Origin of the sequence: Caballeronia sp. S22, assembly GCF_964261745.1 — a bacterium.
GTDB lineage: Bacteria > Pseudomonadota > Gammaproteobacteria > Burkholderiales > Burkholderiaceae > Caballeronia > Caballeronia jiangsuensis.
In genome coordinates this window covers 244656-265876 of sequence record NZ_OZ180039.1, presented here as the reverse complement: position 1 = coordinate 265876, position 21221 = coordinate 244656, and the positions used below count along the sequence as shown (strand labels likewise).

General features: G+C 61.5%; 17 protein-coding genes. 10 read left to right on the top strand and 7 right to left on the bottom strand.

The genetic code is table 11. From position 1 onward, the window contains the following. Window positions 1–3: 3 nt before the first annotated feature. The 3 genes from ACEN42_RS33010 (at window position 4) to ACEN42_RS33000 (ending at window position 4738) form a co-directional block, all read left to right on the top strand. On the top strand, window positions 4–2481 hold the full coding sequence (locus ACEN42_RS33010; RefSeq protein ID WP_371882873.1) for an ATP-binding cassette domain-containing protein: 2478 nt from the start codon (window positions 4–6) through the stop codon (window positions 2479–2481). A gap of 8 nt (window positions 2482–2489) precedes the next feature. After that, window positions 2490–3500: an ABC transporter permease gene (locus ACEN42_RS33005; protein ID WP_371882872.1), complete on the top strand. Its 1011-nt coding sequence runs from the start codon at window positions 2490–2492 to the stop codon at window positions 3498–3500. A gap of 92 nt (window positions 3501–3592) precedes the next feature. Continuing rightward, the gene (locus tag ACEN42_RS33000) at window positions 3593–4738 is read left to right on the top strand and encodes a porin (RefSeq protein WP_371882871.1); all 1146 of its coding nucleotides are present in this window, start codon (window positions 3593–3595) and stop codon (window positions 4736–4738) included. Window positions 4739–4816: 78 nt separating this feature from the next. Here the strand turns inward: ACEN42_RS33000 and ACEN42_RS32995 are convergent, their stop codons facing one another. Then, the gene (locus ACEN42_RS32995; RefSeq protein WP_371882870.1) at window positions 4817–5353 is read right to left on the bottom strand and encodes a MarR family winged helix-turn-helix transcriptional regulator; all 537 of its coding nucleotides are present in this window, start codon (window positions 5351–5353) and stop codon (window positions 4817–4819) included. Window positions 5354–5570: 217 nt separating this feature from the next. Here ACEN42_RS32995 and ACEN42_RS32990 point away from each other — a divergent pair, with 217 nt between their 5' ends. The 3 genes from ACEN42_RS32990 to ACEN42_RS32980 all read left to right on the top strand — a co-directional run bounded on the left by ACEN42_RS32990 (window position 5571) and on the right by ACEN42_RS32980 (window position 10212). Further along, the gene (locus ACEN42_RS32990; protein ID WP_371882869.1) at window positions 5571–8528 is read left to right on the top strand and encodes a molybdopterin-dependent oxidoreductase; all 2958 of its coding nucleotides are present in this window, start codon (window positions 5571–5573) and stop codon (window positions 8526–8528) included. After that, window positions 8498–9370, top strand: coding sequence for a 4Fe-4S dicluster domain-containing protein (locus tag ACEN42_RS32985; protein ID WP_371882868.1), 873 nt, complete (start codon window positions 8498–8500; stop codon window positions 9368–9370). Before ACEN42_RS32990 ends, ACEN42_RS32985 begins: the two co-directional genes overlap by 31 nt. 68 nt (window positions 9371–9438) lie before the next feature. Further along, window positions 9439–10212, top strand: a complete 774-nt coding sequence (locus ACEN42_RS32980; protein ID WP_371882867.1) for an SDR family oxidoreductase — start codon at window positions 9439–9441, stop codon at window positions 10210–10212. 45 nt (window positions 10213–10257) lie between these two features. Here the strand turns inward: ACEN42_RS32980 and ACEN42_RS32975 are convergent, their stop codons facing one another. After that, window positions 10258–11250 carry an ABC transporter substrate-binding protein gene (locus tag ACEN42_RS32975; protein ID WP_371882866.1) on the bottom strand — a complete coding sequence of 331 codons (993 nt, stop codon included), beginning with the start codon at window positions 11248–11250 and terminating at the stop codon, window positions 10258–10260. 305 nt (window positions 11251–11555) lie between these two features. Here ACEN42_RS32975 and ACEN42_RS32970 point away from each other — a divergent pair, with 305 nt between their 5' ends. Further along, window positions 11556–13307 carry an FAD-binding protein gene (locus ACEN42_RS32970; RefSeq protein WP_371882865.1) on the top strand — a complete coding sequence of 584 codons (1752 nt, stop codon included), beginning with the start codon at window positions 11556–11558 and terminating at the stop codon, window positions 13305–13307. Between the two features lie 23 nt (window positions 13308–13330). Further along, on the top strand, window positions 13331–14710 hold the full coding sequence (locus ACEN42_RS32965) for an MFS transporter (protein WP_371882864.1): 1380 nt from the start codon (window positions 13331–13333) through the stop codon (window positions 14708–14710). A 409-nt stretch (window positions 14711–15119) separates the two neighbouring features. Here the strand turns inward: ACEN42_RS32965 and ACEN42_RS32960 are convergent, their stop codons facing one another. Beyond that, window positions 15120–16187: a low specificity L-threonine aldolase gene (locus ACEN42_RS32960; protein WP_371882863.1), complete on the bottom strand. Its 1068-nt coding sequence runs from the start codon at window positions 16185–16187 to the stop codon at window positions 15120–15122. Window positions 16188–16299: 112 nt separating this feature from the next. Beyond that, on the bottom strand, window positions 16300–17109 hold the full coding sequence (locus ACEN42_RS32955; protein ID WP_371882862.1) for an AraC family transcriptional regulator: 810 nt from the start codon (window positions 17107–17109) through the stop codon (window positions 16300–16302). Between the two features lie 675 nt (window positions 17110–17784). On the opposite strand from ACEN42_RS32955, the gene ACEN42_RS32950 reads away from it, so the two are divergent. After that, the gene (locus ACEN42_RS32950; protein WP_371882861.1) at window positions 17785–17964 is read left to right on the top strand and encodes a hypothetical protein; all 180 of its coding nucleotides are present in this window, start codon (window positions 17785–17787) and stop codon (window positions 17962–17964) included. Here ACEN42_RS32950 and ACEN42_RS32945 read toward each other — a convergent pair. The 3 genes from ACEN42_RS32945 to ACEN42_RS32935 form a co-directional block, all read right to left on the bottom strand. Continuing rightward, window positions 17961–18722: a substrate binding domain-containing protein gene (locus tag ACEN42_RS32945; RefSeq protein ID WP_371882860.1), complete on the bottom strand. Its 762-nt coding sequence runs from the start codon at window positions 18720–18722 to the stop codon at window positions 17961–17963. The genes ACEN42_RS32950 and ACEN42_RS32945 overlap by 4 nt on opposite strands. A 62-nt stretch (window positions 18723–18784) precedes the next feature. Next, window positions 18785–19639, bottom strand: a complete 855-nt coding sequence (locus ACEN42_RS32940) for a hypothetical protein (RefSeq protein WP_371882859.1) — start codon at window positions 19637–19639, stop codon at window positions 18785–18787. 228 nt (window positions 19640–19867) lie between these two features. Beyond that, a complete protein-coding gene (locus ACEN42_RS32935; protein WP_371882858.1) occupies window positions 19868–20269 on the bottom strand; it encodes a Fic family protein in 402 nt (133 codons plus the stop codon). Window positions 20270–20637: 368 nt separating this feature from the next. On the opposite strand from ACEN42_RS32935, the gene ACEN42_RS32930 reads away from it, so the two are divergent. Next, window positions 20638–20889 (top strand): hypothetical protein, encoded by a 252-nt coding sequence (locus ACEN42_RS32930; protein WP_371882857.1) that lies wholly within the window; start codon window positions 20638–20640, stop codon window positions 20887–20889. Window positions 20890–21221 lie beyond the last annotated feature (332 nt).

The window sequence follows — 21221 nt, the reverse complement described above, 5'->3', positions numbered from 1 at the left end:
ATCATGATCGAACAGAAAACACTGCTTCAGATAGATCGCGTCACGAAGATCTTCCCCGGCGTACGGGCGCTCGATAACGTCACGTTCTCCGTGCTCGCCGGCGAGGTCCACGGGCTCGTCGGGGAGAACGGCGCCGGCAAGTCCACGCTCATGGCGGTCGCGTCCGGCGCGCTCGTCGCCGAAGAGGGACGTGTCCTGATCAACGGCGTCGAAACCAGAGGCGATACCGACGAGGCGCGCCGGCTCGGGCTCGCGATCGTGCGCCAGGAGCCGGCCCTCATGCCGGATCTGACCGTCGCGGAAAACCTCTATCTCGGCGTGCCCGTCGAGCAACGCCCTTCGCTGATGCGAACCGGCGACTGGGCACGGCGACTTCTCCGGCAATGGAGCGACGATGTTGCGATCGACGCTGACGAACGGGTTCTGAGCCTGAATCCCGAGCAGCGCTTCATTGTCGAGATCGTGAAGGCGCTCGCCGCCAATCCGAAGGTCTTGGTGCTCGACGAGCCTACCGAGCACCTGCTCGCGGAAGATGTCGATCGGCTGTTCGAGCGTATTCGCAAGGTGACCGCGTCGGGCTGTGCGGTCGTTTATATCTCTCACCGCATTCGCGAGGTGCGGCAGATCGCGAGCCGCCTCACCGTGCTCCGCGACGGACAGGGGCAAGGAACCTATGAAGCAACGGGTCTCAGCGAGCAGCAAATCGTCGAGCTGATCGTCGGAGCGGCGCTCGACCGGGATTTCCCGCCCAAAGCCGGCAGCGAACGCGACGGCACGGTGCTCGGCGTGACGTCCCTGCGAGGTGCGGGCTTTACCGACATCTCGCTCCAGGTCCGAAAGGGAGAAATCGTCGGGCTGGCCGGCATCGATGGCAACGGACAGCGCGAGTTCATGCGCGCGCTTGCTGGCCTGAACCGAAGCCACGGCAGAGTCGACGTGAACACAAGGCCGACGAAACTTCAAAGCTCCGAGGCCGCCGCCAGGTCCGGCATTCGTTACCTGCCCGGCGACCGGCACAGAGAAGGCATCTTCGGCGAGCTTTCCTTGCGCGAGAACTTCTCGATCCGCAGTCTTCGCTTCGACGCCCTTCAAGGCTGGATCAGCCAGCGACGCGAAGCAAAGCGCACGCGACAGGCCGTGGAAGCGTTTTCGGTCAAGACACCGTCGGTGGAAACACCGATCCGCTCCCTGTCGGGCGGAAATCAGCAAAAGCTGGTGCTGGCAAGCGTACTGGCAAGCAGGCCCGAGGTCCTGCTCGTCGACGAGCCGACCCAAGGCGTCGACATCGGCGCGCGAATGGAAATCTACAAGGTGCTCCGCGAAGCGGCCGCATCGGGCACCGCGATCGTCGTGGTCTCGTCCGACGCACTCGAGGTGGCGGGCCTATGCGACCGCGTGTTCATCTTCTCCCGCGGACACATCGTCAAGGAGCTGCGCGACGCGGGCGTCAGCGAGAACAACATCACGTCAGCCGTGCTCACGGCAACCACGGAGCGCGAACGCGGGTCGGCCGATGTCTCCGGGTTCTGGAAATGGGCCGCGGGAGATTCCGCGCCGCTGGTGATGCTCGCGCTCGCGGTCTTCGCGCTGGGTTTCTTCGCCGCGCATGTCAACGAAAGCTATCTGTCCGCGCGCAATCTGAGCGGCATGCTGGCGCTGGTCGCAACGCTGGCCATCGTCGCTTATGGACAGCAGGCGCTGATGCTCGCAGGAGGAATCGATTTGTCCGTCGGGCCTCTGATGGGACTGATGGTCGTCATACAGTCGTTCTTCCTGAGCGACGGCTCCCCGCTGATGCACCAGTTATCCGGGTGGATCATCGTGTTGGTCGCGGCGCTCGCCGTCGGACTGGTGAACTGGATCCTGGTCGACCCGTTCAGGCTCCATCCGATGGTGGCCACGCTGGCGACCTATATGGCCCTGCAGGCCATCTCCCTGTTCCTGCGTCCGGTCCCGGGCGGGTTGATCGCGGATGGCGTTGTCGAGACCATCGGTGCGCAGGCCGCATTCATCCCGGCGTTCCTCATTCTTGCCGTCGTTCTCGCGGTCCTGCTCGAGTTTGCGCTGTTCAAGAGCCGGCTCGGACTCGCGTTCCGCGGCGTCGGCTCCCGGATCGACGCAGCTCGCATGGCGGGCGTGCGTCCTCATCGCACCTTGCTCATGGCCTATGTCGGCTGCTCGCTTCTCGCGGGCGTCGGGGCCGTGCCGATGATGGCGCAAGTCGGCTCAGGCGACCCGAGCGCTGGGATCAACTACACGCTCGCCAGCATCGCTGCGGTTGTGATCGGCGGTGCGAGCCTCTTCGGCGGGCGTGGGTCGTTCGTAGGCGCGTTGCTCGGCGCACTGCTCATCATTCAGGTGAACGTGGTCACGTCGTTCCTGGACATCGGGGACGCCTGGCAATCCTATCTGCTGGGCGGGATGATCCTCGCGTCGGTCGCGCTCTACTCGAAGAGCCGGGAAATGGCGGTGGCAAAATGAGAAAGGTCATGAGCAATCAGTCAGACGCCGTTTCGGACCTTCTGCGGTCCCGCGCTCCGAAGTGGAAGTCGTTCCGGGTTTCGGCCCTTGGCGAGTTCTGGTGGATCTGGGTCGGCCTGATCCTTCTCCTTGCCGTGAGCGCGGTCGTCGCCCCCGGCACCGTGACGCACGGCTCCATTCTGGCGATGCTTCCCTTCGCGGGCATCCTCGCGATCGTCGCGACAGGTCAGACGCTCGTCATCCAGCAGCGAGGCCTCGACATGTCGGCGATCGGAATGGTCTCGCTGGCCGGCGTAGTGATGGCCCGAACCGGTGCCGGGTTCGATTCGATGGTCCTCGCGGTGGTCATGACGGTGCTCGTCGGTGCGTTCGTCGGAATCGTCAACGGAACGCTGGTGTCACGGCTCGCCATCACGCCGCTGGTCGCGACGCTCGCGGTCAACGCGCTTCTCATCGGCTGCGTCCGCTCCCTGACGGGCAACGTTCCGGTCAGCGTTCCCGCCGCCATGCAGACGGTATCCCATGCCCACGTTGTCGGCTTGCCGGCCAACGTGTGGTTCGCCTTGGTTTTCGTGATGACGGCATGGGTGATCACGCGAAAAACCGCGATTGGGCGCCGATTCGTGGCCGTGGGCGTGAATCCGCGTGCAGCCGACGCCGCCGGCGTGCGCGTCATGCACTATCGGATCGGCGCGTATGTGGCATCCGCGGTCTGCTTTTCCGCGGCAGGCATGCTGCTGGGCGGATTCATCGGCAGCGCGTCGCAAACGTCGGGCAACGACTACCTCCTGCCTGCGATCGCAGCGGTGGTCGTCGGCGGCACGCCGTTCACCGGCGGCAAAGGAAGCGTCATCGCCAGCGCGGTCGCGGCCTTGTTCATGGCGCAGCTCGGCCAGCTCGTGCTGGCGCTCGGCGCGGGCCCTGCCGTCCAGTTACTGGTGCAGGCATGCGCGATCCTGCTCGCAACCACCGTGCGCCATCTGCCGTCGATGATGCGGAAGTTTCGCAAGCAGGCGTAGTGGAAAGCCGTAAGCGGCATGAATAGCGCCATCCGATAGTCGCGACCGTTGGCCCGACCGGTTCGCTGGAACATCGAAAGAGCCGGCCTGACTTGCAAGTCGATCGTTCTGGCTCGCAAGAGGCCGTGCAACCCAATTCTGGAGATTCATACACTAAGGATACCGAAATGAAAAGGTCAGTCTTTTGCGCGGCTCTTGTGGCATGTGGCGTATGCAATGGTTACGCGCAGAGCAGCGTGACCCTGTACGGACGCGTTGCCTCGGGCCTTGATTTCGTCACCAACGTCGCGACGCCGGACGGTCAGTCGAAAAACAACTACAGGTTCGGCAGTAACCAGTATGGATATAGCTGGTTCGGCCTCAAAGGCGATGAAGACCTTGGAGGAGGCTTCCACGCGGTCTTCAAGCTCGAAAGCCTCTTCACTGCCGGCACAGGTCAGATCCCGCCCGACACGATCTTCACGCGCGACGCGTATGTCGGCTTGTCTCACGACAAATACGGCAGCATCTGGTTTGGACGCGCCATGAGTCTCACGGATGAAACCGGCTGGTATCTCGACCCGCTGGGAGAACAGGTGGGCATAGGCGTCGGAAACTTCGCGTTCGGGCGCGCGTGGGGACCGCGATCGAATGTCGTCACTTACAACTCGCCCAATTGGGCCGGCTTCTCATTCAGAGCGCAGGACGGCTTCGGCAACGACGCGGGCAACTTTCGCGGCGGACGGCAATTCAGTGTGAGCGCGCAATACACGGCGGCAGCGTTCGCGGCTTACGGTGTATACGAAGAGTTGCGTGACGCCAACGGAAAGTTCTCGGGGCTTTATACGGCGTCGCGTGAGTATATGGCGGGCGCCACCTACACGCTGGGCCCGGTGAAGTTCTACGCAGGCTATCAGCAACTCGTCTCGTCAGGCCAGGACACCGTCGCGGATACCTTCAACCCGTTCGCGGCGACGCGCGCCCAGCAGGAGTGGCTCGGCGCCTTCTACCAGGTGACTCCGGCGCTTGCCCTGCAGGCCGCCTGGTACCACGGCAATGTCAATCATGGCGGCGGCACAGGGAATCTTGCTGCGCTTGGCACGACCTATTACCTGTCGAAACGCACGTTTCTATACATGACCTTGGGCGCCATGTTCAACGGAAGTTCGTCGGCGTTCCCGGTCGAGACGGCCGACTCGCAACCGCTGCCCGGCCACAATCAGCAGGGCGGCTACTTCGGCATCATGCATTTCTTCTGAACGATTGTCCGCAGCGAGCGCGGGGCACCGGACGGCGCCCCGCGCTGGAACCGGAAGCACATGCCCGAGCGCCACCGCTCAATCCACGACCGTGTCTCCCTGAGACATCTGCATCAGATTTTTTTCGATCTGATGTGTCACCTTCCAGAACACGCGCATGTCTCTTTCCGAAATTCCTTCGAGCGACGCGGAAATCATGTCGGTGAGATCGGGCAAGAGTTCATTGACGAGCCTCTTGCCCTCATCCTTCAGAGTCACGAAGTACTTTCGTCTGTCGTTCGGATCCCGGGTCCGCTGTACCAGACCGCGTTTTTCGAGGTTATCCAGAGCCGGCACCGCCGTAGTGGACGCAATGCCCACTCGCCTGCTCAGTTCCAGCTGATTGACTTCACCGCGCTCCGCCAGCACGCGAAGGTAATACCAGTATGCGATCGCAAGGTCCTCCCGATCGAGAATCTTCTGCGCTTGCGCGTCGTAAAGCCTGTGGACAGTTCGCGCCATCCACGGCACGGACCGGCCTCGCTCATCGAAAACGTCTGAAGGTTGCTTCTCTCCGGGTCCCGTTGGTACGGCAGGCTTGGTGGCCTTGGCAGCGGCAGCGTTTGACTTGGGCATTCGACGATTCCTTTCTGAAAGTACCAATCACGGAATGACGCGAAGTTCTTGACTTTATTCATTCCGAGACACATCATTCGATATAAATCGATTTTGATCGGAATCATCTTTTCGCAGATGATTCGTCTTAATTGAGATCATACAACAGGTGACGGTGGTCGGTAACTCCGTCCTTCGCGCTCGCAGGGGCGTGTGTCGGCTTCAGGAAAAGGCTCTCATGCAAAGACACGTTCTGGTACTGATACTCTGGCTGATGCCGATCGCGCTGCGGATGGCAGCACGCATGTTTCCTCCCGTGCGCAAGCACCTCGGCGCGCGGGACTGCGTGATTCAATTGCGCCTGCGGGACAACAGTCTCGCGAGGCAGCTTCATTTCAGAGGCGGCGTCCTGTCCGCGCGCTGGGGCGTGGCGCCTCAGCCGGATGCCGAACTCGTCTTCATGGACGCGGCCACCGCGCGCCAGATGCTGGCTCCGACGACCGATCATGCGTTTCTCATCGATGCGCTCAAGAACTTCAAGATCACGCAAGGCGGCAGCGATGCGGCGCTCGTCTGGTTCGGTCAGCTCGTGAACACGATGAAGACTGCGTCGTGGCGCAGAGGCACCCGCATGAAAGACGGAACCACGCGTCACGTCACGCTCACCAACGGCGGGCCGGTTTTCGTCTTCGTGAAGGACGGCCGGATCATCCGCACCACCCCTATCGATCTGGAGCAGGACGACGGACCGAGCTGGACGATCAGCGCGCGCGGACATCGGTTTTCGCCCGCTCGTCGTGCAACCGTCAGCCCGCATGCGCTCTCGCTCAAATCGCTCGTCTATTCCGACAAGCGGATTCTCCATCCGATGAAGCGGATCGATTTCGATCCGAACGGTGAACGCAATCCCCAGAACCGCGGAATATCAGGCTACGAGCGCATCAGCTGGGACGAAGCACTCGACATCGTCGCGGGCGAAATCCGCCGCATGAAGCAGGAACACGGCCCCGGCGCGATCGCGATGGCCACGGGCGCCCATCATCAGTGGGGAAACATCAACTACTACCTGAGCGCGATGCAGCGCTTCGGCAATCTGATCGGCTATACGCGCATCGAAATGAGCCCGATCAGCTGGGAAGGCTGGTACTGGGGCGCGATGCATCACTACGGCAACAGCCTGCGTCTCGGCACGCCGAGCTTCTACGGCACGACCGAGGATTGTCTGGAGCACGCAGAGGTGATCGTTTTCTGGTCCAGCGATCCCGAGTCGACCAACGGGGTGTACGCCGGTTTCGAGGGCACCGAAAGACGTTTGCGGGCCAAGCAGCTTGGGATTCAGTTCGTTCACATCGACCCGTACCTGACGCAAAGCGCCCAGTTTCTCGGCGGCAAATGGCTCCCCATCAAGCCAGGCACCGATTCTGCGCTCGCCATCGCCGTCATGCATGAATGGATCATCAACGGAACCTACGACAAGGAGTACGTCGCGGCAAGGACCACCGGCTTCGATGAATGGCGTGCCTACGTGCTCGGCGAAGAAGACGGCGTTCCGAAGACACCGGAGTGGCAGGAGCCGGAAACAGGCATTCCCGCCAAGGACGTCCGCAGTCTCGCGACCTTATGGGCCGCCAAAAAGACCTACCTCGCCGCAGGCGGCCTCGGCGCGGGATTCGGCGGCGCATGCCGCACCGAGACAGGCGCCCAGTGGACGCGCAGCCTCGTCATGATGATGGCGATGCAAGGATGGGGAAAGCCCGGCATCAACTTCGGCAATCTGCAGATCGGCGCGCCGCAGGATCTTAACTTCTACTTCCCCGGCTACGCGGAAGGCGGCATCTCGGGCGACCTCAACTACACGGCGAGCGCGGCCAACAACTATTGCCGCATGCCGCACATCATCACGATCAATCCGGTGAAGCAGTCCATCCCGCGCCAGCGCTTCGCCGAAGCGATCACGGAGGGACACGCGGAAGGCTTCTTCTGGGATGGCTTCTCGGCTGAAGGGCAATTCGGTCAATACGCGTATCCCAAGCTGGGGCATTCACGGGTTCACATGCTGTACCGCTACGGCTCGTCGTCGTTCGGCACGGTGCCGGGATCGAACAGACTCGTCGATGCCTATCGCCATGCATCGCTCGAATTCGTCGTCAACCAGTCGGTATGGATGGAGAACGAAGCGCAGTTCGCCGACATCATCCTGCCCGCATGCACAGCGCTCGAACGCGACGACATCTCCGAATGGGCGAACTGCGGCGGATATATCCAGCATGCGCAGACCCAGCTCAATCATCGCATGATGATCATGCAGCACAAGTGTATCGAGCCGCTCGGCGAGTCGAAGTCCGACTATCAGATCTTCCTTGAACTCGCCACGAGGCTCGGCTATGGCGGCATGTACTCGGAAGGCGGCGGATCGGAACTGACGTGGTGCGAGCGCGTGTTCCATTCCACCGATCTGCCCACGCAAATCAGCTGGAAGAAGTTCCTGCAAAAGGGTTATCACGTCGTGCCGCCTCCCTCCGACCATGACAGGCCGCCGGTGGACATGCGCTGGTTCGCGGAGGGCCGCGCCAAGGACCTGCCGGAAGCGAATCCCCTTCCCGGCGTGTATTCGACCGGATTCAACCAGGGGCTTCCGACGCAATCCGGCAAGTTCGAATTCGTGCCATCGAGCCTGCGCCGCATCGAGCACATCGATCCCGCGCGGCCGGCGGTCAACCGCTACATCAACAAGCCGGGCAACGCGCAACAGAGATTTCCGCTGCAGCTCGTGACCAATCATCCGGTCTACAGCTTTCATACCCAGGCCGATGGAAAGAACAGTCACATCAGCACGATCGACGAGCACAGGCTGAACGTCGATGGCTATCGATACTGGGTGCTGCGCATGAGCCCCGACGATGCCGCGGCGCGCGGACTCGGCTTGGGCGATCTGGTGCGGGTCTATAACGCTCAAGCGTCGGTCATCTGCGCAATCGACGTTTCGCAACTCGTCAAGGCCGGCGTTGCGCGCGGGAACGAATCGTGTGGCGAACTTGATCTGATTCAGACTCGTCTGGGTCCGGTGGATCGTGGAGGATGCCTCAATCTTCTGACTCCGGGACGAAAGATGAGCCCGACCGCGGATGGAATCATGCCCAACACTTGCTGGGTGGAGGTGGAGAAATGGGACACGGAAATAGCGAGGGCAGCATGACCGGACGGGCATTGGTAATCGACGTTTCGCTCTGCATCAACTGCCGGAACTGCGTGATCTCGACCAAGGACGAATACTCGGGCAATACGTTTCCTGGTTACTCGCCGCCTCATCCCCCCGAAGGATTGGAAACGATTCGTGTCGAGCGTCATGTGCGGGGAGAAGGCGCACTCGTGGATGTCACCTATGTTCCGAAGATGTGCAATCACTGCGACAACGCGCCCTGCGTGAAGGCGGCGGCGGACGGGGCGATCTACAAGCGCGCGGACGGCGTCGTGATCATCGACCCCGAGAAATCGCGCGGCCGGCGCGAGCTCGTCAAGAGCTGCCCTTACGGCATGATCGAATGGAACGAACAGGAGCAGGTCCCGCAGAACTGGAACTTCGATGCGCATTTGCTCGACGCCGGATGGAAAGAGCCACGCTGCGCGCAAGCGTGTCCGACCAGGGCGATTCGCGCAGTGAACATGCAGGACAAGGAACTGGACGCGATGGTCGCGAACGAAGGTCTGTCGGTCATCCATCCGGAGTTCGGCACGAAGCCACGCGTTTTTTACCGGCATCTCGATGACGCTCTGACGCATCTCGTCGCGGGCAATATCTGCGAAGCAGCCGCTGACGGCCGGCTGCGCAATCTGGAAGGCGTCGAGATCGTGATGCGCGACTTCTCCGATGACCGGGAACGCACCACCACAACAGACAGCTTCGGCGATTTCCGGTTTTCAGGGCTGACCGAAGCGAGTTCGACCATCGAGCTACGCGTAAGAAGGGATGGCGGCGAGAAGGTCATCGCAACGAGAGAACGCTCGGGGAGCGTCAATCTCGGCACCTTGCTGTATTGACATCGGCCCCGAACGAGGCGACACAACCAGCCTCACTCCATCTCGCACGATCACGACAGGCAACAGACATGCAACTGACCAACAAGGTGGCCGTCATCACAGGCGGAGACAGTGGAATCGGATTGGCTTCGGCGCGATTGTTCCAGCAGGAGGGCGCCGAAGTCGTCATCATCAGCAACGATCCGGTCTCGCTCGGAGCGGTTCATGATCGGCTGGGCGCGAAGGTCCTGACGCTCGAGGCGGATGTCACCGATGCGCACGCCCTGCGCGCCGCCTTCGGCGAAGTCGGCCGCCGATTTGCTTCCATCGACGTTCTGCTGGCGGGCGCCGGCATCGTATCGCCCACGCCGCTCGATGACACGCCTTCGCAGCTTTTCGAACGCATCCTCAGCGTGAATGTCGCCGGCAGCTTCTACACGGTCCAGGCCGCATTGCCCTACCTGAGCGCGGGCGCATCGGTCATTCTCGTCGGCTCCGTCGTCGCGACGATGGGCATCGCCGGATTCTCGGCCTATGCCGCAAGCAAGGCCGGACTCTCCGGCATGGCACGCGCGCTGGCCTCGGAGCTCACCCCTCGAAGCATTCGCGTGAACACGCTGGTTCCGGGACCCACGCATACGCCGATCTGGAACACGCTTGCGAGCACGGAGGCGGAGTTGCAGGCGCTCGAGCGGAACCTGATCAGAAGCATTCCGATCGGCCGTCTCAATGACGTCGACGAAGTCGCGCAGGCCGCGCTGTTTCTCGCTTCGGACCACTCCAGAAGCATTCAGGCAGCGGAAATCGTCGTCGATGGAGGCGCATCGGGTGCTCCGCAAGGAGCACCGGCGTATCGGGTGTGAATGGCGGCGCGATGCGACCGCGTCGCCCGCGCTTCAATCAGATCGTCAGATCGCAAAGCGTTCAAGGCTTGCCGGATGGAAGAGTTCCCGTGCTTCGAGCCGGCGGTTCGAAAGACCTTCGGCGTAGTGACGTGCGAGAAAGCGGTCGATCACATTCTCGTTTTCGGCGAAACCATATGACCAGAAGTCGTCGCCCATCAGCTTGCGGGCCGCGCGCAGTTGATCCTCCACGAAAGGCAGCGTGATCTTCGTAGCGGATGTATCGCTGAGCCGCGCGAGCGCGACAGTCTTGGATTTCTCGAAGGCCTTCACCACGGCGCCCGGCAGCCATGGATGCGCGTCCGCGAGCGTCTTTCTGATCCCGAGCGTATGCATGATCGGGAAAAGCCGGGTGTGCGAATACCATTCGGCGGCCACTTTCTGGGGATCATCGAATAGATATTTGACTTGAGGATGCCCGCGGTCGAAGCACGAAGGCGCGCGCGGCCCGATGACGGCGTCGATCTGGCCTTCCGCCAGCATGTTCGAGATCGTCTGGCCCTGGGGAGCGTTTTCGAGTTTTACATCGGTAGGCAGATTCAGCGCGATCTTTTCGACGCGGGTCGCATCCTCGTAACCGCCGCGAACCCAGGTCACATCGGACGCCTTCACGCCGTACTCTTCTTCGAGAAAGAGACGGACCCAGACGTTCGCCGTCAACTGGTACTCGGGCACGCCGATACGCTTGCCCTTCAGATGCTCCGGACTGTCGATGCTCCGGTCCGCCCTCACATAGATCGAGGAGTGCCGAAACGCTCGCGACGGAAACACCGGAACGGCGATATAGGGCGACGTGCCGGCAGCCGTCTTCACCGAGTAACTACTGAGCGAGAGTTCGCAGATATCGTAATCCGCATGCCTGAAGGCCCGAAAGAAGATCTCCTCGGGATCCTGCAGCATGAAGACCGGATCGACCCCCTCGATCTGCACCTCGCCGTCGACCAGCGGCCTGATCCGGTCGTAGTTGCCTACGGCGACGGAAAGCTGAAGCTTGCTCATTGTGGCTCCCGAACATATCCAAGAAAGTAGATTGGTGAAGACGGACGCATCACCAATTTGATCTATATCGAATGATCCTATTACGGTTAATTCATGTCAAGACGTTTTCTGAATCAGCGGGAAGAAGGTCTGCCTCGATCCGCACGAGGGATTTCCCAATACTTCCTTGACAAGGTTCATACTGTTACGCATCATTCGATATAAATCTATATGCCCGGCGATGATCATATGGCCTGCCCCGTGACCCACGGTCGTGGCCGGCACAACCGGGTTTTGAACAGCAGTGCCGATACAGGACAAATGTCATGAACAATCGTGCGGCGGAGAGTTGGGACCGCGAGGTCGACGTCATCGTCATGGGAGCGGGCGCGGCCGGCATGACGGCCGCTATCGTGTCGAAGAACGAAGGTCTCGTGCCGCTCGTTCTCGAAAAGACCGATCAGGTCGGCGGCACCACCGCGTGGTCGGTCGGCATGATGTGGTTCGTCGACAGCACGCCGATGCAGGCGGCCGGCTTCAAGGATTCGCCCGACAAGGCACGGCAATACTTCGCCGCGACCGTCGGGGACACAGTCGATCGTTCATTGCAGGAAGCCTATATTTCACAGGGCCGTGTCGCGCTCGACTATATGCTGCGCCACTCGGAACTCGAGGTCGCGGCGGTCGAGTATCCGGACTACAGTCCCGAACTGGCGGGTGGCATGTTCGGGCGTGCGCATGCTCCCATCGAATTCGACGCCCGGAAGCTAGGCCCGAACTTCAGAAACCTGCGCGCCCCACTGCCCGCTTTTGCACCATTCGGCGGGATGATGCTCGATCTCGTCGACCTTCTTCACTTCCTTTCATTCACCCGCTCGGCGCGTTCGTTCGTTCACGTATCGAAGCGCCTTGCGCGTTATGCGGTGGACCGCGTGAATCATCACCGGGGCACGCGGCTCGTCGGCGGAAATGCACTCGCAGGTCGTCTCTACAAGACGATGCTCGATCAGAAGATCGACGTCTGGCTGCAGGCATCCGCCACGCGTCTGATCATGGATGACGGCAAGGTCATCGGCGCGGAAGTCACGCGCGACGGCCGGAAGATCCGCGTTCGCGCCCGGCGCGGCATCGTCATTGCGACCGGCGGCTATCCAGGCAATCAGGCCATGCGCCGCGAGCACTCCCGTCAACCAACGGTGGAACTCGGTCTGGGACTGCCCAGCAACGTCGGCGAAGGTCTGCGCCTGGGCGAATCGGTCGGCGGCCGAATGGACCATAACGCTCGGGACACGGGCTATTACGTTCCCATGTCCCTCTTTCCGGACAAGGCGGGCAACATGCAGCCCTGGGGGCACTTCATGCTCGATCGCCCCAAACCCGGCTTCATTGCCGTCGGCAAGGACGGCAACCGTTTCACCAACGAAGCTGCCTCGTACCATGCCTTCACACTCGGCATGTTCGACGCAGGCGCGATCCCGGCCTACCTGATCGCCGATGCCGCGACCGTGAAGAAGTATGGAATCGGCGTGATCCTGCCCGGCAGCCTTTCATTGCGCCGCCATGAAAAGGCCGGTTATCTGTTCAGCGGCCGCACGCTCGGCGAACTCGCGAGCAGGATCGGCGTCGATCCCAAAGGACTGGCGAGAAGCGTCGAGCGCAACAATCGCTTCGCGAAGACAGGCGTCGACGAAGACTTCGGCAAGGGATCTTCCGCGTACAACCGGTACAAGGGCGACCCGACGCACGGGCCGAATCCTTGTCTCGGTCCCATCGAGAAAGGCTCTTTCTACGCCGTCAAGTTGATGCCCGGCGACTTTGGCACGAGCCGCGGACTCGTGACAGGCCCGCACGGGGAAGTTCTCGACGACCACGGCCGTCCCATTCGAGGCCTGTACGCCTGTGGCAACGACATGAACTCGCCGGTAGGCGGACATTACATTGGGGCCGGCATTACCCTCGGGCCGGCATTGACGTTCGGCTACCTTGCCGCGATGGCGTTGGCCCGGAATGACGCGACAGAGAAACCAGTGAATCCCGAGCTGGCTTCACCCGCCGAACCGAACGTGAAACTGGCCTGACTCGGGCTTCGATGGAGATGCTCATGAAACATGAATCGGTCGTCGACGTTCAGACGTTCATCAACGCGCATCCGTTCGGAAGGTTTCAGAAACTCGCTTTTCTGATGTGCTTCGTGATCGTCCTGCTGGATGGCTTCGACACAGCGGCGATTGGTTTCATCGCTCCCGCATTGCTGGGCGAATGGCACCTCGCGAAGCCCGCGCTGGCACCGGTGCTGAGTGCCGCGCTGCTCGGACTCGCGTTCGGCGCGCTCGCGTCCGGCCCGATGTCCGATCGCGTCGGCCGGCGCAAGCTGGTCGTCAGCGCGGTGTTCCTCTTCGGCATTGCCTGCCTCGCGTCGGGCTTCGCGACCAGCATCGGTCAATTGACGGTGCTGCGGTTCATCACGGGCGTCGGTCTCGGCGCCGCGATGGCCAACGCAGTCACGATGATCGACGAGTTCAGCCCCACCCGGCGCCGCGCAACGATCACGAGCCTGATGTGTTGCGGCTTCCCGCTCGGCGCCGCCCTGGGCGGAACGCTGGCCGCATGGTTGATTCCACACGCAGGCTGGCGCAGCGTCCTGATACTGGGCGGAGTGATGCCGATCCTGCACGGCGCGCTGCTGCTGCTCGTGATGCCTGAATCGGTACGGTTCATGGTCGCGAACGGCAAACCGGCTCCGGACGTGCGCGCCGTGCTCGCGCGGATCGGTCCTGAAGCAGACCATGCAGGCAGATTCACGCTGACCGAAAGCGCGCCGCCGACCGGCTTCAAAGGGCTGAGCCTCGTCATGTCGCGGCCGTACATCGTCGGTTCGCTGATGCTCTGGGTGGCGGCCTTCATGGGTCTCGTGGTCTTCTACGCCGCGATCAACTGGATGCCGCTCTTGCTGCGCGATGCGGGCCTGAGCGCAACGAGCGCGACGCTGATCTCGGTCCTGTTCCCGCTGGGCGGTGTCGGCGCGGTATTGTGCGGCGCGTTGATGGATAGGTTCAATGCCAGTCTTGTCATCGCCGGCTGTTATGCGCTCGCGGCAATCAGCCTGCTGTGCATCGGACAGACGGTCGGAAACGTGGCGCTGCTGGTGCCCACCGTGCTGTTGTCCGGCGTGTTGCTAAATACCGCACAGGCTTCGATGAACGCGCTCGCAGCCGCCTTCTATCCGACCGAAGGACGCGGCACGGGCGTCGCCTGCATGCTTGGCATCGGCCGCTTTGGCGGCATTGCAGGGTCCTTTCTTGTCGCCGAACTGATGCGCCGCCACTTCGCTTTCGCCGGAGTCTTCACCACGGTTGCCGCTGCGGCGGGACTCGCGTGCATTGCCTTGCTGATCAAGCACCTTGCACGTCCGCGGGCATCGCGCGCGACGCATGACGTCGTGAGCACCATCGATCCTCGAACGCCGCGCTCGCCGGTCTGATTGCGGGTGCCAGGCTGCTCGGGTTCATCGTCGTCTCCGCCATGCCTCCCCGGGCATGGACTCGGCCCGCCGAATCGTGCGGGCCATTTTTCATCGCGCGCTGCTTGCAGGCTCCAAAGGCCACTGTACGAAACTGTGGCCTCCGGCGCTTCAGATAGTGTGCCGCATGCCTGCCGCCACCCCGGTCTGATTCACGCCGGGCAACTGGGTCGATGCGGGCGGGACAACGCCGCCGTCGATGGTGAAAGCGATGCAACTGGCGCGCGCGGAAGGCGACGGGCTGCGCTGCATCTATCACGGGGCTGATGGCGGAGGCGAAGGCCGCCAAGGATATCGGGGAGCGCACGCGCTCCAAGCCGCAGTGCACCGTCACCGCACGTCATCCACGCGGCATTTGAGCTCCGTGGCCTCAGTCGCTCGCATCCGCTCTTCGATGCGTCGAGGGCTCGTCGAGCCGAGCCAGGAACGCATCGATTTGCTGCTCGTCCGTCGCCCATGACGTTACAAGCCGAATGACTGAATGATCGCCTTGTGCTTTTGTCCAGATGTAGAAGGCAAAGTGCTCTTTCAATGCTGAGATGACGGAATCCGGCAGGATCGGAAACACCTGATTCGTGGCCGTTTCCGCATCCAGTGCGTAACCCCGATCCGCGATTCCCGCAGCGAGCCTTGCGGCCATCGCATTGGCGTGTCTGGCATTCTCGACGAACAGATCCTTGACCCCGAATAACGCCTGAAACTGGATGCCCAGCAGTCTGCCCTTCGCCAACATGCCGCCGCGCTGCTTGATGTGAAAGGCGAAGTCTTCCTTCAACGCCGGATTGCATACGACAATGGCCTCGCCCAGCAGTGCGCCCGCCTTGGTTCCACCGATCCAGAAAAGATCGACGAGGGATGCAATATCGGCCAGCGTTGCGTCGTTCCTGCTCGAAGCCAGTGCCGCGCCCAAACGCGCGCCATCGAGAAACAGGATGAGGCCGCGTTGCCTGGCAAGGGCGGAGATTTCCCGCAGTTCCGTGAGGGTATAGACCGTGCCTGTTTCCGTCGCATTCGAGAGGTAAAGGAGCCGGGGCTTCGCCATGTGCGGGAAATGGGCATTGCCCGAAAGCGCGGCTTCGATATTCTTCGGCGTGAGTTTTCCGTCGACGGCGGGGACGGTGATGAGTTTATGGCCCGTTGCCTCGATGGCTCCGGCTTCGCGCACGACAATATGGCCGGAGTTCACCGCGATGACGGCCTCGTGAGGACGCAGGCAACTCGATATCGAAACGATATTCGCCGTGGTCCCGCTCGCAACATAGTGAATTGCACCGTTGAATCCGGATCCCAAACGGGCCCTGATCAGATTCGTGGCGTCGGCAGAGTAAGTGTCTTCGCCGTAAGGTGCTTGCTGAATGTAGTTCGATCCGACCAGCGCGCTGAGAATATCTGGATGAGCGCCTTCACTGTAGTCGTCGAGAAAACTGTAGATAGCCATTGAGTACCTTTGTGCCTTGGATGAAGGTCGCGTTGCGAGAAGCGCGACATCTAAAGCCGGCAGGTTATCGATGGTCTAACCAATCTCCTTGTATAAAATTGCCGCTCCACGCTCAGAACCGGGCTGGCGTGACTCCGTACGCCTGGCGGAAAGCCCGCGTAAAATGACTCTGATCGAAAAACCCCACTGCGTGCGCAACTTCAGTAATCGACATGCTCTTGCTCGCGCTGATGAGCGCAATCGCCTTTTCCAGCCGCAAGCGCAGCAACCACGCGTGGGGCGTCATGCCGATGGTCCGCTTGAACATCTTCAGGAAACGGAACCGGTCGAGGCCGACAAGAACGGATAGGTCTTCAAGGATGATCTTGTCGGCAAGGTGGGATTCGACAAAGTCCCTGACCGTGCCCATTTGCTGGACGGACAGGTTGCCCTTGATCGTCTGCGGGGCGGGTTGTTTCAGACGCGCAAACAGCGACTCCAGCAACGCCAGAACGTATGTCTCACTCAGCATCGGGTCGGCGTGACGCTGGCGTAGGGTCGCATGTATTCCGAGCAACTGCTCCGCGAGATGGCCATCTTGCAGAACGACGGCGTCCTGCGAAGGAAAGTAGTGCCTGCCGGTGATTTCCCCACCGAAATTCTCGATCAATGCAGGCGAAAGGCGGAAGGTCTGGAGGGTATACGACTCGTCGGCGCCCGCGTTGCCATCATGTACTTCCCCCTGCGGCATGATCTGAATCGCGCCGCGTGTGAGCAGAAGGGATTCGCCCCGAAAAGATTGATGCTGCACACCGCTGGCAACCAGTGCGATGTGACAGTCGAGATGATAATGGGGCTCGAACTGAAACGCCGCAAACTGGGCGGTACCGAGGATCAATCCCGGGATATGGCCGGGATGACTGTATTGAACTTCTTCTGGCATCGGAGCCTACTCGAAAGGCTGAGCGTCAGCTCCATTATCCCAGCTTCGGCTTGATTCAGCTCTATCCAGCGAAGCCCCGGTAGGCGCTCGTTCACCGGCTGCGCGGCACATCTGCACCCTGCTCCATCATGCATGCCTCGATATCGAGTTCGAGAGGTATTGACGAGCTTCTCAATGAAGGAAGATGAACACGGCTTGTGAACGGCATGCGAGATCCGAGCGGTATATCCACGCGTGTCCGATGGGGACCCCTTTCCGCCGATGTCTGCTCCAAAACGCGACTATTAAGATAACTACTATTATCCTAATAGCCGCATTTTGGCGCTAAACTAGCGCGCATAAAAACGCGTCCGCGCGCGCGGGATCCCGCCTTGCGGGACGGTCCCGATCGGAACGAAGTTCCCAATATTTCGAGCGCCGACGTACTCACGGCCCCGCCCGCATGGTGCGCCGGTCTCTCTTGAAGCAAAGCAATTCGCCGCTTGCTGCCGCATTAACCGACGAACCCATCCCGCGGCGCGATCCGCCGCATTCTCGACCACTCGCTGACCGAGCGGATGAGGTCCATTGCGCCGACCCCGCGGATGTGCTTCGTCACGCTCGGGACTGAACTGATGTCGCGATGCTGGCGCCTTCGACGTACTGCCGGATCTTGCTGACGGCGAGCTTGTGCGCATGCTGCCCAAATGGCATGCAGACGCGGGCACGAATTCGCTTTACTACGCTTCGCGGCGGCTTCTGCCGGGGAAGACGCGCGTATTCATCGACTTCGTGATTGAGAGCTTTCGGCAGCTCGGTTATGCGCAAAGATTCGATGCGGCGAAGGACGAGCGCCCGATAACACGCACGCGCTAGATCGCATGATCCCGCACCAGGACGTCCCAAGGCGCGGGAGACGGACAAATGTCCTGCAAAATGCCGATGAACGCTTTTACCGCCGAGTTGCTGCGGCGCCTTTCCGGCCACACCGCATGCAGATGGAATCGGTCATAAGCGAACTCGTGAAGTACAGGCACGAGTTCGCGCCGTCGAACGTGAGGCGCGGCGATGTACGTCGTCGATGTTCCGATTCTGGCACCGGCGGCAAACGTCGCGGCAATCGAGTTGCTGACGTCGATAATTGAAGCCAACGGAGGCGCGAACTCGACGAGTTTGCCTCCCACGTCGAACGGCCAAATCGCCTCCTGTCCAGGCGACTGATATCTGAAGTTCACGCAATCGTGCCGCAAGAGATCGTTCGGATGCTGCGGCACGCCTCGCTCCCGCAGATATCCGGGCGATGCGAACGAGCAAATCTGATGCGGAACGAGACGGCGCGCGATCAACCGCGTGTCGCCGGGTTCGCCGACTCGAATGGCGACATACACGCCCTCCTCTCTCAGGTCGACGTAGCGTTCGCTCAGGCGCAACTCGACCGTCCCTTTCGGATGCTGTCGGCAAAACGCCGGCAATGCGGGCGCGAGGATGTTCACGCCGACGGGCAACGGCGCGGTCACCTTGAGCGTTCCGGCCGGCTCCGCGCGCGCGGCGGCGACGCCTTGCTCGATACCTTCCGCCTCGCGCAATAACCGCTGCGTGCGCTCCAGAAGATTCCGCCCCTCCGGCGTCAGCATCAGCGAGCGCGTGTTCGGCTGAACAGCCTGAGTCCGAAGTGCTGCTTCAGCCGCTGGATGCGCTACTGCATGGAGCGCGAGGCGATTCCCTTCGCTTCGTTGCTGCTCGAATCGATCGACAGCGCAGTGTTGGCATTTTGCCAAGCACACATGGCACGCTCCTGCACGACGCAACTGCGTGCCGCCTGCAAGGCCGCATTGCGAGCCCTCTCCCGCGACAGCAAATCCTGCTTGAGCCGGAGGGCCTCGGGACTGTCCGGCTGCAACGAAAGCGCCCAAGAAATGCCGGACCGCGCCAGTTGCAGGTTGTTTTTTTGGAGACCGTCGTGCGCTCTCGCGAGGGCAAGCGGCATCAACTTCTGATTTTTGTCAGCGGATGCCTTGTCACTCGGCAGCGGCGCTTCCGAACTTGGCGTAATCGTCGGAACCTGCGGCATGGTCGGGGCCTGCGCGGGCTGATTCAAGTCGTTCGACGTCACCATTCCTCGCGTGCCGATCGATCTCGTCGGCTCTTCCTGCGTGTCATGATTCTGAATCCAGTACAAGAGCCCCGATCCGCCGATGAGCACGAAGGCCGCCGCAAGCGTCAGCACTGCCCCCTTTTTCATGCCCCGACGACCGGTATCGCGGCGCGGTGTCGGATGGACCTGGTCGTCGGGATAAACGGCGTCGTTCGATGCGAACGAGGATGCATTTTGCCGCGGCCACGGCGGCGTGTTAGGCGGACGATCAACACGCCCGTTCGGTGCACTGTGCGCTGCCGCTCCGGGCTTCCTCGCGGCGGGTGCACGATCGCCAAACACAAACCGCGCAGGCGCACCGCAATGAGGACAGGACGAAATCGGCCACGGCACCTTGCCTCCGCAGCGTGCGCATGTTCCCGTGACAATCGGGGCGCGAACGCCTTGTTCGTCCATCTAAACTCTCCTCCTCGTGAAGTGCGAACGAAACGTCAGCCCTGAGAAGTGCTTGATGCGACGGGCCCGGGTGGCCGCTCGTTCGATATGGAAGGGCTCTCTTCCTCGCAGTGACGAGGCCAGACTAGGGCTGTTAGTCTAACATCTGGCCGCTTGGGCGCGGCGTCACGCCATCGACATGGAACGTTAGAGATAACGCGACTGCGCGCCTTAGTGTCGGTATCCCTATTATTTACCGAGGGGCCGAGGAAGGTCCTTGGTCGGCAGCCAAACCGAGCGGTCGAATGAACGCAGGACCGATTCGGCGATCAGCCGAGCGATGCCCGCGTGGTTGTTGCTCACGCAAGCGTCGTCCAGCGTATCGCAATAGGCTGCGCGTTCCTCATTGCGGATAACAGCCGGGGGATAGCTCGATTTCATCAATTCGATATTCAGAAGCAGGCGACCTGTTCTGCCGTTTCCGTCCACGAACGGATGGATCCCGACCAACCGCCTATGAAGTTCCGCTGCGCGCTCGATGGGATGCATGATCCCGGCTCTTGCATGCCACACGAGGAGCGCCGCCAGTTCAGCCGGAAGATCCAGGAAGTCGGGCGACGTGGTTCGCGCGTCGGCGATCGCCACATTCACATGACGGTACCGACACGCCCTCTCACCGACGCTGTGCTACAGCACGGCCGTTGTGGATGTTGCGGATCTGCCAGGTCGAGATTGGCTCGTTGTTTGCGATGATCTCCTCGATGTAGCGTATCGCGTTGGGACGGCCCATGGTCCCGCTGTGCTGCCGTAGCGACTTGTCGCCAACCTCAAATTGTCGATACGACCTGAGCTTCGCGCACTGAGAGCGTGTGATGCTCGGATGCGCTCGCATCAGGCGTCCATTCGAGCCTCAGCCTTTGCTGCAGCGATGCCATGGCTGGAGGGGAAAGCGGGCGTGTCACGTCCAGTTGTGCCTTGTCGGCGTCGATCGCTTCCCGATGCGTTGTAAGGACGAGTTCATGGTTCCGGTCTATCGGCGGCGAAGTGTGGCTGCGGGTGTGAACTGGCGTTTGAACGAACGTCAATATGGAACAGCTTTGGAAATGATGGAGGTGGCGGTGGTTGATGGATGGCCGAAGCCTGCCTCGTCAGCAGCGCGGACACTTTGGGTCGCGGCTGCGCTTGAGCGTAGCGCGCTCTGCGTCAGCGTGATGGTACGTTGGCGCGCATGTGAGATCGTGCAGGTGGACAAGCGATTCTGGGATCGGTGAATTCGCCGTTTCGACCGTCAACTTTCTATTGGACTTCCAGGCCGTCAAGAGTGAGTTCGAGCGGCGTCGGACGGTCGGTTTCCGCGGGATCTCTGCCGCTTCTCGGCCTTTGCGGACACTGAGGCCGGTTCCGTTCAGCGTTAGCAGCCTGGCGGATTGCTGACGTTCGCCGCGTCGCGCCGCAGCACTGCAACTGCCTTCATCAGCGAACACGCGCTCAGAACCATAACCGTCTTTCAACCTTATACCTAGCGCTATGGCAGGTTGCAAAACGGTAACGGCTCTTCGCGCGTGCCTTTTCGTGACCAGTCGCCAGCCGAATCGATCATTCC

Bases quoted from the DNA above. Each gene is read 5' to 3' on its own strand.
- ACEN42_RS32985 (WP_371882868.1), top strand. From the start codon at position 8,498: ATGGGACACGGAAATAGCGAGGGCAGCATGACCGGACGGGCATTGGTA.
- ACEN42_RS32955 (WP_371882862.1), bottom strand. From the start codon at position 17,109: ATGCCAGAAGAAGTTCAATACAGTCATCCCGGCCATATCCCGGGATTG.
- ACEN42_RS32960 (WP_371882863.1), bottom strand. From the start codon at position 16,187: ATGGCTATCTACAGTTTTCTCGACGACTACAGTGAAGGCGCTCATCCA.
- ACEN42_RS32980 (WP_371882867.1), top strand. From the start codon at position 9,439: ATGCAACTGACCAACAAGGTGGCCGTCATCACAGGCGGAGACAGTGGA.
- ACEN42_RS33005 (WP_371882872.1), top strand. From the start codon at position 2,490: ATGAGCAATCAGTCAGACGCCGTTTCGGACCTTCTGCGGTCCCGCGCT.
- ACEN42_RS32940 (WP_371882859.1), bottom strand. From the start codon at position 19,639: ATGGACGAACAAGGCGTTCGCGCCCCGATTGTCACGGGAACATGCGCA.
- ACEN42_RS32975 (WP_371882866.1), bottom strand. From the start codon at position 11,250: ATGAGCAAGCTTCAGCTTTCCGTCGCCGTAGGCAACTACGACCGGATC.
- ACEN42_RS32995 (WP_371882870.1), bottom strand. From the start codon at position 5,353: ATGCCCAAGTCAAACGCTGCCGCTGCCAAGGCCACCAAGCCTGCCGTA.
- ACEN42_RS32950 (WP_371882861.1), top strand. From the start codon at position 17,785: ATGCTGCCCAAATGGCATGCAGACGCGGGCACGAATTCGCTTTACTAC.
- ACEN42_RS33010 (WP_371882873.1), top strand. From the start codon at position 4: ATGATCGAACAGAAAACACTGCTTCAGATAGATCGCGTCACGAAGATC.
- ACEN42_RS32930 (WP_371882857.1), top strand. From the start codon at position 20,638: ATGGTTCCGGTCTATCGGCGGCGAAGTGTGGCTGCGGGTGTGAACTGG.
- ACEN42_RS32970 (WP_371882865.1), top strand. From the start codon at position 11,556: ATGAACAATCGTGCGGCGGAGAGTTGGGACCGCGAGGTCGACGTCATC.
- ACEN42_RS32965 (WP_371882864.1), top strand. From the start codon at position 13,331: ATGAAACATGAATCGGTCGTCGACGTTCAGACGTTCATCAACGCGCAT.
- ACEN42_RS32945 (WP_371882860.1), bottom strand. From the start codon at position 18,722: ATGCTGACGCCGGAGGGGCGGAATCTTCTGGAGCGCACGCAGCGGTTA.
- ACEN42_RS32990 (WP_371882869.1), top strand. From the start codon at position 5,571: ATGCAAAGACACGTTCTGGTACTGATACTCTGGCTGATGCCGATCGCG.